A 9,559-nucleotide genomic window follows, 5' to 3' on the forward strand; every position below is an offset into this window, starting at 1 on the left:
AGGAGGTTGCTGTGCCGTCATTCAGGCGCCGCGCGTCGGTGATCGACGCGGATCGCGTCACCGAACCGCCTCAGCAAGATCATGAGCGGTCGGCAGGTGCGGACGAGGCGCTCGCTCTCGCGGAGGAGGCGGAGGCCGAAGCGGCCGAGGCGGAGGCGATCGCCGCCGCCGCCCGTGCTCGAGCCAAGGCCATCCGGTTGCGCCGGCAGGCTGCCGAGGCGAAAGGTTCCCCAGCAGCCGAAGAGACTGTTGAGTCGGCCGACTCGAAGACCACGGCCGGGGAGACCCCGGACGTCGCGACGGACACCGAAGCGGAGGCGGCGGGCGATACCGATGCTGCGTCCGACGACGATGCGGCCCGCGACGAAGCGGTCGGCGACGAAGTTGCCGCGACCGAGGCAGCCGAGATGTCGAAGCGCCGCCTGCGGATGCCGCGGATTCGATGGAAGATCGTCGCCGCGGTCGTCGCTGTCCTGCTGATCCTGTGGTTCGGCGCCGCGAGCGGTTACATGGTGTGGCAGCACCGGCAGGCACAACAGGTACAGCAGCGCACCGCCGAGTACGTCGCCGCGGCGCGTCAGAGTGTCGTCACGTTGATGTCATTGGACTTCAACAAGGCGAAGGAAGACGTGCAGCGCATCATCGACAATTCGACCGGGGAATTCAAACAGGACTTCCAGGACCAGGCGGAGGATTTCGCGAAGGTGGCGCAGGAATCCAAGGTCGTCACTGAGGTCACGGTCAATGTGGCGGCGGTGAAGTCGATGACAGACACCGGCGCCACCGCGATCGTGTCGGCCACCTCGCGCGTCACCAATAGCGCGGGGGCCAACCAGGAGCCGCGCGCGTGGCGTTTATTGGTGGATCTGGTCCGCGAGGATGATCAGATCAAGATGTCGAAAGTCGAGTTCGTGCCGTGACCGCCGACGCGAAGACAAATGCCGAAGACACCTTGACCGAGGCCGCGACAAGGGAGAACATGTCGATTTCCGAAGGGGCTGACTCGACCGCTGAAGGGTCGGACTCGGCCGCCGCGGACGAGACGATGACCGGAAGGCCTCCCGGTGCCGGTCGCAGAACGGTGCAGGCGGCGCGCAAACGCGTGGGCGCCATTGTCCTGACCGTCCTGCTGCTGGCGTCAGCCGGTATCGCGGCATGGCTCTACTTCGGCGAATATCGGACCGACCAGCAGACGGACGCCCAGTCGCGGCAAGTGGTGCTGGATGCGGCGACATCGGGGACCAACGCGTTGCTGTCCTACTCGCCGGACACCCTGGAAAAGGACTTCGCGGCAGCCAAGTCGAATCTCACCGGCGACTTCTTGAACTACTACACGCAGTTCACCCAAGAGATCGTCACGCCCGCCGCGAAACAGAAACAGGTCAAGACAAGCGCAGCCGTGGTGCAGGCCGCCGTTTCGAAAATGGAGCCGAGTTCTGCGGAGGTGTTGGTCTTCGTCAACCAGAACACCACTAGCAAAGAGAATCCGGACGGCGCCTTCGCCGCGAGCGCCGTCAAGGTCGGTTTAACGAAGGTCGATGACCGTTGGCTGATCAACGCCTTCGAACCCGTGTAGCGTAGCGCGGTGGTGACGCCGCCCGACCAACAGCCGTCGGCGATTGTGCAGCTGCCGACCAAAGCCGAGGACAGTGCCGCGGCCGGCTTGGAGTCGCTGGCGGGGCAGGCCCCATTGCTGCGCGTCATCGACACGATGCTCGAGCTTGCGGTCGAGCGGATCGTGGTGGTGACCGGTGAAGCCATCGCCGATGCGGTCCGCGGCGTGCTCACAGAACACGACGCGGCGTTGCAACTGGTGGCTGTCCCGGAGCCGGCCACACCGATGCGGTTTCTAGCCGCCGGGCTCGAAAAGGTTGTGCGGGAGCACCCAGCCGGCCGGTGGGTGCTCGTGCACGATCTCCGCCAGCCGCTTGCGTCTGTTCAGGTGGTCGATCGGGTGCTTGCCCGGTTGCGGCAAGGTGATCCCGTCGTGCTGCCCGCCCAGCCGGTGACTGACAGCGTCAAGGCCGTCGACGAACGCGGCATCGTGATTGCGACGCTGGACAGGTCGACGCTGCATGCGGTGCAGTATCCGCGAGGTTTCGCGGTCTCCCGGCTCGCCCAGCTGCTACGCTCGACCGTCGAACCGGAAGTAGAGGACCTCGACGCGACAGTTCTGGCGCGCGGGCCGATCACCCTGGTTGACGGCGACAGCGAGGCGTTTGTCGGCGAACTGCCTCGCGACGCGCCGTTCTTGGAGACGCTCATCGCGACGCACCGCCTCAGTTGAATCTGCATCGAAGTAAGTGCCCGGCAAGGGCGATGTCACGGCGGTACGTCACCTTGATGTTGCGGTGTTCGCCGCGAAAAGTGCGGACCTCGATGTCGGTGAATCTCTCGATGCACGAGGATGTGTCGGTGCCCTCGAACTGTTCCCTCTCCGCTGCTCGATACGCCTCGAGCAGCGGCGCAGCGCGGAACGCTTGTGGCGTCTGGACTCGGACCAGCGCGGGCGCCTCGACCGCCTCGCGCCCGTCGGTGAGCACGTCTGGCAGAGGCAGGGCCGGAACGGCGCCGCCGAACTCGCGGGCCACCTGCAACGCGGAAAGAAACATGTCGGGGCCCGCGACGGGCCGGGCAGCGTCGTGGATCAGGACCACGTCGGTTGAACCCGTTTCGATGTCGTCGGCCAGATAGCTCAGCACATTCAGTTCCGAGCGGTGGCGGGTGTCGCCACCCTCAACCAGTTCGATTACAGCGCCAGCCAACTCCCGCTCGGTCAGGTCCTCGGCGAGGCCTCGCTCCCCTCGCCGGTGAACCAGAACGATTCGCCCGACCTCGGCAAGCTCAGTCAAGGTGTTCAATGACCAGAACACCATGGGGCGGTCGGCGATCGGGAGGTAGGCCTTGTTGCCGTCGGCGCCCACCCGCGTGCCGATTCCCGCGGCCAGCACCACAGCCACGGCGGAGGGATCCGGCGTCGCATTCACCTCTGTATCTTGGCACCGGTCGAAGGGCTGAACCGCTACGGGGCGCACCCGGCGGTCGCCCGCCGCTAGATGATGAACTGGCTCGCGTACTCGGGGCAATAGAACTGCACGGCGTCCGCAATGAAGATCGCGGTCTGCCTCGGCGAGAAGGCCGACCCTTCGTGCTGCAAGGTGCCGTTCAGAATGGCGTCGTGAACCTCCGCAGGCGACATGCCGGCGTCGAAATGCGCGCATGTCTCTTTGGCCCTATTGATCGTACGCTCCTGCCCCCCGAAATTGATCCCGTCGTCGAAGAGCTTGCGACTGAATGCGTCGTCGGTCGCGTCCGCTGCGGCGTGTCCGGGGATAGTGACACCCAGGCTGACAAGCGCTATTGCCGTGCCGACGCATTTGATGATGAGGCGAACGATCATGTTGAAGACTCCTCAGTCGAACCGACACGCGACGCCGATCCCAGCCAGAGTAATGATATCCGAGCGCACTCACTCTGAAACGTGTCAGTCGCCTACGGTGCGCGTCGAGTTGGCGGGACGTCCGCGTTCGAGATCAGTCTTCGGCGTGGCGGTTCTGGTCCCAGCGCTCGAGGCGGGCCTGCAGGTCGTGGATGCACAGCGCCGCAAGCGGTGCCTCCACGGTCATGCAGACGACCACCAGTAGCGCCGTCATCGCTCTCTCGATTCGTCGGCGTCGTGGCGCGATGACACCTGCGCACGCCGGGAGTGCGCGGTCCGTCGCACCGCACACGACGTGTTCGGCGCACGGCTGTCGACTCCGTGACCAAGCATCTCGAAGGCCGACATCCGGATTCCGTGGTAGCGGCCGCGCTCGCCGTTCACCCACGGCTCGGTCCACCTGTCGAGCAGTTCCCCGGCGCGCAGCAACGGCAGCAGGTCGCTGACGAGCCGACGGTTGATCCCTCCCACTAGCAATTTCTCGATCAGGTCGACCGAGTCGTGCCAGTCGACCGAGACGTCGTGGTTCAGCCGGAGGTACTGCGGGTCGACGGTCAGCAGTTCCTCGACGCCCAGTGGGCGCAGCCGCCACATCGCCGAGCGCAGGCTCGCGACCGCCCGTCGCGTCTGCGCGTGGGGCCACAGCGTGGCACACACCCAGAGTCGGTGTACGGGCTTGCGTTTAAGCGCGGCGAGCGCGATCAGCCGCTGACACGCGGGCGGCAGCTCGACGGGCCGGCCATCGCGGTGGACGGCGAATCCACCGAGGAGGTGCAGCGACAACTGGTTCACGATCCGATCGTCGGTCGGCGTACGCGCGCTGACATGCATAGTCCACTACTTCAATTGTCGCGACAGCACACCGAGCTACCCGATACCGACCGGCGGCGCGCGGCGGCGCGGCGCGGGTGGGAATGGAGCGATGAGCGAGACGCACCGCGAACCGATGGCGATGCCCTGCCAAAGGCCGTGCGGTCGGGCCGGACGCCGGAATGAGTTGCTGAGCCGGTTTGGCCAAACGCCGTCCGGGTATCTCACCGTCAGCCGTTCGAGGTGGCAGCGGACGATTCACCGCGCCATCGCCCGCCAAGCCGCGAGCAAACCCGAACCGAGCGGTCAAGAAGCGGCCCCGGTTCGCCCGTTACCCGTCGGCGAACTCGCCGATGTCGCCTCGGCGGATGTTTACGTCTCAGCGGTGCAAACGAGGAGGTCGACGATGCCGAAGACGACCAAGAGCGGAAGCGCACGCAAGAGCGAGTTGCCGAGCACACTGCAGAAATCCTCCGCCAAGGCCCAGCGCACGTTCGCGAAGGCCCACGACGCGGCGGCCAAGGAGGAGTACGGCGAAGGAGAGCGTGCCCACCGCGTGGCCTACAGCGCGCTCAAACACAGCTACGAGAAGGTCGGCGACCACTGGGAAGCCAAGTCCGAGAAGGGCCCGTCCGATCAGCGCGCCCGCAGCGGCGGCCCGAACGCCAAGGGCGAAACCGCCGAGGGTGTCGACGCCAATGCCTCGAAGAAGCATCTGGTCGAGGTGGCCCGGCGCCTGGACATCTCGGGGCGGTCGACGATGAACAAGGATGAGCTGGTTTCCGCGATCAAGAAAGCCAATCGCAGGCAGTCCGCCCGCGACCGCTGACCGACGGCCCCTCAGGCACGGCCCGCGGGCTGGGGCTCCACACCCTCCATGAGCAGGTGCTCGCTGCCACCTCGGGGTTCAGCGCGGCGATCCGCATCAGCCTGCGGGCCTTGCGGCGGGTGATCAGGATGCCGACGACGGCGAGTGTCCAGATCGCGTACTGCACGGTCCAGGCCACCCGGAACGAGTCGAAGGAGAATCCGCCGGCCGCGTCGAGGATGGCGCCCATCGACTGCATCACCAGCAGCGAGGCGATGAAGCCACCCATGTTGACCAGGCCGGATGCGGTGCCCAGCGTGGCACTCGGATTGAAGGTCCTGGCGAAGTCGAAGCCCACCATCGAGCCGGGGCCGCCCACCGAGATCACCACGATCAGCGTCACGAGCAGCCACAGCGGCGCCCTGCCAGGTAGTGCCAGCACCACCGTCCACATCAACGCACTGCTCGCGATGATTCCCAGCACGAGCCGCGAGCGCCGGTGCGGGCGGCGCCCGGTGAAGATACCGATCAACACACCCACCGAGATGGCCGCCAGCACCGACACCGTCAACATCAACCCCGCCACGCCCGCCGAGAGGCCCTGAGCATTGGTCAGGTAGGGCACGCCCCACATCAGCGCAAACGCCGTGACGGAGAACTGGGTGCCCATGTGGGTGAAGAACCCGAGCCTGGTGCCCGGTCTTAACCAGACGGTCTTGACGCTGGCCAGCGTCTCGCGCACCGAGACGGTCTGAACCTCCACCGCGTCGCCGTGCGGGGTGTTCTTCACCAGCGCCGCGGTCAGGACCATCGACAACACACCGATGGCCGCCACGGACACATAGGCCGTCGTCCATCCCATCGCGTCGAGGACGGCGAAGAAAGGAACGGCCGAAAGCACTTGGCCGAGCTGCCCGCAGATGCCGGTCAGCTGGGTGACCAGGGGAACCTGACGCGGGGTGAACCAGTGCGGCACGACCCGCAGCACCGAGATGAAGGTGAAGGCGTCGCCGAGACCCAACACCGCGCGCGCACCGATGGCGATGGGCAGTGACTCTGTGAACGCGAGCGTGAGTTGGCCGCCGGACATGAGCGCGGCGCCGGCGAGGATCAGCGTCTTGGAACCGAAACGGTCGAGCAGGACGCCCGCGGGTACCTGAGCCGCGGCGTAGACGATGACCTGCAGCACGACGAACGTCGAGAGCACGCTCGGGCTGGCTTGGAACCGGTCTGCCGCATCGAGGCCGGAGACCCCCAACGTGGTGCGGTCGAGAACGGCGACGATGTATGCGAACAGTCCGGTGGCCCAGACGATCCAGGGACGCACACCGAGCCTTTCCCGCTGACGAGTAATAAGTCTGACTTTTCCATGGTTCCGCACGCGGGTGCGGCGGCGCCAATCCCACGTCGGTGAGTTCGCTCACCGCGGCGATCCGGCGGGACCGCGGAGTTGGCTGTAATCGACGCGTGGTGCATGGTTGTCCAGGACCTGTTCTTGATTATCCCTGATAAATGCGGGTACTAGCGGCTTGTTAGCCGACTAAAGTCAGTGGGGCAGAAATTCGCTCGCAAGCTTCGCGGCAGTTACAGTGATTGAATGAAGCGTCGCGCTCTGCCCTCGGCCCGTGACGCCGTTGGGGGTCGCGGCGGTGGCTGAGTATCGCCTCGACGAGTTGGCGGAGATCTCCGGTGTCAGCGCCCGCAACATCCGCGCCTACCGGGAGCGCGGGCTGCTGGACCCACCGCGACGGGTCGGCCGCTCGGCGTTCTACGACGACTACCACCTGTCGCAGCTGCGCACCATCAACCAGTTGCATCGCCGCGGCTTCAACACCGTTCATATCGCCGAGTTCTTCACCAGCCTGCGTGAGGGCACCGACCTCGCCGACATCCTCGGCATCCAGCGCGCGGTGCTGAGCCCGAGAACCGAAGCGGTCGCCGGGGCGGAGCCCACGGCCGACGCGTCGGGGATCGGCGCCGACAGTGACGAGACACGGCGGCTGGTCGAGTACGGGCTGGCCGAGGTGGTCGACGCCGGCGTGGTGCTGACCGATCCCGCGGTGCGGCAGGTGGTGGCGCGCGCGTCCGACCACCTCGTCGCCGTCCGCGCGCTGCTGCACATCGTCGAGGGCACCCGCGGCGCGGTCGACGCGCTGGCGGCGCAGTTCGTCCAGAGCCTCGGCGAGTGCATGGCGGCACAATTCGGCGCGGACCACGCGCCGACGCCGGACAACGTCGACGAACTCACGCAAGCGGCACGCGAGCACCGCGACCTGTGGACCAGGGTGGTGTCCGGGCGCCTGGAGGAGGCGCTCCAGCGTCACATGCCTGCGACGGACTCCGAACGGACCCCGCCGCTCACCCGGTGACCTGTCGCCACTTGGCGGCCCACTCGTCGTAATCGGTGCAGTCGTCTCCGCCGCCGTCGACGCACTTCTTCTGCGGCGTGGTCCAGTAGTGGATCTTCGCGGCGAATGTCGCGTCGGTGGCGTGGTAGATGTCGCAGAAATCGCGCTCGCTGGTGTGCTCGCAGGCCTTCACGTTGGCGGGCGCCTCACCGAAGAACTCGGCGGCCTGGGCGTTGACCTCCGGTGAGGAGATCCAGTTCATCCACTTGTACATGCAGTTCGGGTGCGCCGCCTTCGACGAGATCATCCAGGTGTCCGACCAGCCGGTGGAGCCCTCTTTGGGCACCACGGTGTTGACCGGAACCCTGTTGCGCGCGCCGATTGTGTTGGCGATCAACTGCCAGGTGGTGCCGATGACGGAGGCGCCGGACTCGAACGCCTCCACCTCCTTGAGATAGTTCGACCAGTACTGGCCGATGTTCTCGCGTTGCTTGTCGAGAAGTCGCACCACGGCGTCGAGCTGTTCGGTTGTCAGCGAATACGGGTCGTCGATGCCCAGCGCGGGGTCCTTCTTGGACAGATACAGCGCCGCGTCGGCGATGTAGATGGGCGAGTCGTATGCGGTGACCTTGCCGCGGTACTTGGCGGCGTCGTCGAAGACCGCTGCCCAGGAATTGGGCGCGTCGCGCACGACCTCGATGTTGTACATCAGCAGGTTGGCTCCCCATCCGTGCGGGATGCCGTACATCTGGCCGTCGACCGAGTTCCACGGCTGATCCTTGAGGAAGGGTGAGATCGATTCGTAGTTCGGGACCAGTGCGGTGTTCACGGGCGCGACGTCGCCGGCGTAGATGAGCCGAAGCGTCGCGTCGCCGGACGCAGAGACCCCGTCGTACCGACCGCTGCGCATCAACTGGACCATCTCGTCGGAGGTGTTGCCCAGCGTCACCTCGGTCTGGCAACCGGTCTGCCGTTCGAACGGCGTCACCCAGTCGGCTTTGGCGTCATTGGTGCCGTCCTCGGCATAGCCGGCCCAGGCGATCAGGTTGAGTTGCCCCTCACCCTCGCCGACCGCGCCGAGCGGCTCGATCTCCGGCGGATTGCCGTCAGGGGAGCTTCGCTCAGCCGCGCAACCGGAAGTCAGCGATAGGATCAGCACGGCACAGCTGATGACGGCCCAACCGGTTCGCACGACGGTGGACGGCCAGCGCGCCATGGATTCCAACTCCTCGTTCGATCGGCGGATCGTCGAACCGTGCTCCTGCGATGATTCCCCGTTTCGGCTTAGCTCGGCAACGCCGCGCCGGTGCGACGCCGGTGATACGGCCGTGACCAGTGGAATTGAGGGGAATCGTGTGACAGCTGTCGTATCCTGTGCCACGTGTCAATATCTCGGCGCACCGTTCTGAGGGCCGCGTTGGCCGCGCCCGCGGCGCTGACCGTCGGGGCCGGTGTGCAATCGGCCGCCACCGCGCCCGCTGCAGCGGCGCCGCTGGGCATACTTCTCGACTACGCGGCCGGAGTGCTCAAGGCCAGCGACATTCGTGCGGCGGGCGCCCTGGGCGCCATTCGCTACGTCTCCGACCGCCGGCCCGGCGGGGCTTGGATGCTGGGGAAGCCGATCCAGCTGGCCGAGGCGCGCGACCTGTACCAGAGCGGTCTGAAGATCGTGTCCTGCTATCAGTACGGCAAGAAGGACACCGCCGACTGGCTCGGCGGGCAGAACGCCGGGGTCGCGCACGCGAAGCGAGGCTGGGAATTGCATGTCGCCGCCGGCGGGTCGCAGGGCGCGCCGATCTATGCGTCGATCGACGACAACCCGTCCTACGAGCAGTACAAGCAGCTGGTGGCGCCGTATTTGCGCGGCTGGGAGTCGGTGCTGGGCAGGCAGCGCGTCGGCGTCTACGCGAATTCGAAGACGATCGAGTGGGCGATCCAGGACGGCATCGGCACGTACTTCTGGCAGCACAACTGGGGATCGCCGGGGAAGCTCGCGCATCCCGCCGCGCACCTGCACCAGGTCGAGATCGACGAACGGTCGGTGGCCGGGATCGGCGTGGACGTCAACCACATCCTCAAGCCTCAATTTGGGCAGTGGGATTAAACCTTACCGATCAGTAAGTAACCACAGCAAACTTTTTCGGGTGGCCGGGG

11 protein-coding genes are annotated in these 9,559 nt (G+C 66.3%); 6 read left to right on the forward strand and 5 right to left on the reverse strand.

The genetic code is table 11. The features are described 5' to 3' along the window. Positions 1 to 11: 11 nt before the first annotated feature. From CEX87_RS05515 to CEX87_RS05525, 3 genes are read left to right on the forward strand one after another with little or no spacing between them, the layout of a single operon-like run. Positions 12 to 920: a hypothetical protein gene (locus CEX87_RS05515; RefSeq protein ID WP_067386662.1), complete on the forward strand. Its 909-nt coding sequence runs from the start codon at positions 12 to 14 to the stop codon at positions 918 to 920. 59 nt (positions 921 to 979) lie between these two features. Then, positions 980 to 1,576, forward strand: a complete 597-nt coding sequence (locus CEX87_RS05520) for a hypothetical protein (protein WP_067386898.1) — start codon at positions 980 to 982, stop codon at positions 1,574 to 1,576. Between the two features lie 9 nt (positions 1,577 to 1,585). Continuing rightward, positions 1,586 to 2,287 carry an IspD/TarI family cytidylyltransferase gene (locus CEX87_RS05525; RefSeq protein ID WP_082962223.1) on the forward strand — a complete coding sequence of 234 codons (702 nt, stop codon included), beginning with the start codon at positions 1,586 to 1,588 and terminating at the stop codon, positions 2,285 to 2,287. On the opposite strand, the gene CEX87_RS05530 is transcribed toward CEX87_RS05525, so the two are convergent. The 3 genes from CEX87_RS05530 to CEX87_RS05545 all read right to left on the reverse strand — a co-directional run bounded on the left by CEX87_RS05530 (position 2,280) and on the right by CEX87_RS05545 (position 4,231). After that, the gene (locus CEX87_RS05530) at positions 2,280 to 2,987 is read right to left on the reverse strand and encodes an IspD/TarI family cytidylyltransferase (protein WP_231984708.1); all 708 of its coding nucleotides are present in this window, start codon (positions 2,985 to 2,987) and stop codon (positions 2,280 to 2,282) included. The genes CEX87_RS05525 and CEX87_RS05530 overlap by 8 nt on opposite strands. Positions 2,988 to 3,052: 65 nt before the next feature. After that, positions 3,053 to 3,400 (reverse strand): DUF732 domain-containing protein, encoded by a 348-nt coding sequence (locus CEX87_RS05535; protein WP_067386664.1) that lies wholly within the window; start codon positions 3,398 to 3,400, stop codon positions 3,053 to 3,055. 249 nt (positions 3,401 to 3,649) lie between these two features. Further along, a complete protein-coding gene (locus CEX87_RS05545; protein WP_067386667.1) occupies positions 3,650 to 4,231 on the reverse strand; it encodes an AfsR/SARP family transcriptional regulator in 582 nt (193 codons plus the stop codon). A 424-nt stretch (positions 4,232 to 4,655) separates the two neighbouring features. On the opposite strand from CEX87_RS05545, the gene CEX87_RS05550 reads away from it, so the two are divergent. Beyond that, positions 4,656 to 5,078, forward strand: coding sequence for a ChaB family protein (locus tag CEX87_RS05550; protein WP_067386669.1), 423 nt, complete (start codon positions 4,656 to 4,658; stop codon positions 5,076 to 5,078). Here CEX87_RS05550 and CEX87_RS05555 read toward each other — a convergent pair. Then, positions 5,038 to 6,384: an MFS transporter gene (locus CEX87_RS05555; RefSeq protein ID WP_082962222.1), complete on the reverse strand. Its 1,347-nt coding sequence runs from the start codon at positions 6,382 to 6,384 to the stop codon at positions 5,038 to 5,040. The two genes, CEX87_RS05550 and CEX87_RS05555, sit on opposite strands and share 41 nt — an antisense overlap. Positions 6,385 to 6,682: 298 nt before the next feature. Here CEX87_RS05555 and CEX87_RS05560 point away from each other — a divergent pair, with 298 nt between their 5' ends. Beyond that, the gene (locus CEX87_RS05560) at positions 6,683 to 7,426 is read left to right on the forward strand and encodes a MerR family transcriptional regulator (protein WP_308206427.1); all 744 of its coding nucleotides are present in this window, start codon (positions 6,683 to 6,685) and stop codon (positions 7,424 to 7,426) included. On the opposite strand, the gene CEX87_RS05565 is transcribed toward CEX87_RS05560, so the two are convergent. Further along, on the reverse strand, positions 7,416 to 8,621 hold the full coding sequence (locus CEX87_RS05565; protein ID WP_067386671.1) for an ABC transporter substrate-binding protein: 1,206 nt from the start codon (positions 8,619 to 8,621) through the stop codon (positions 7,416 to 7,418). The genes CEX87_RS05560 and CEX87_RS05565 overlap by 11 nt on opposite strands. Positions 8,622 to 8,786: 165 nt before the next feature. Between CEX87_RS05565 and CEX87_RS05570 the strand changes: the two genes are divergently transcribed. Next, positions 8,787 to 9,509, forward strand: coding sequence for a DUF1906 domain-containing protein (locus CEX87_RS05570; RefSeq protein WP_197506138.1), 723 nt, complete (start codon positions 8,787 to 8,789; stop codon positions 9,507 to 9,509). Positions 9,510 to 9,559 lie beyond the last annotated feature (50 nt).

It is taken from the genome of Mycobacterium lehmannii (assembly GCF_002245535.1).
Lineage (GTDB): Bacteria > Actinomycetota > Actinomycetes > Mycobacteriales > Mycobacteriaceae > Mycobacterium > Mycobacterium lehmannii.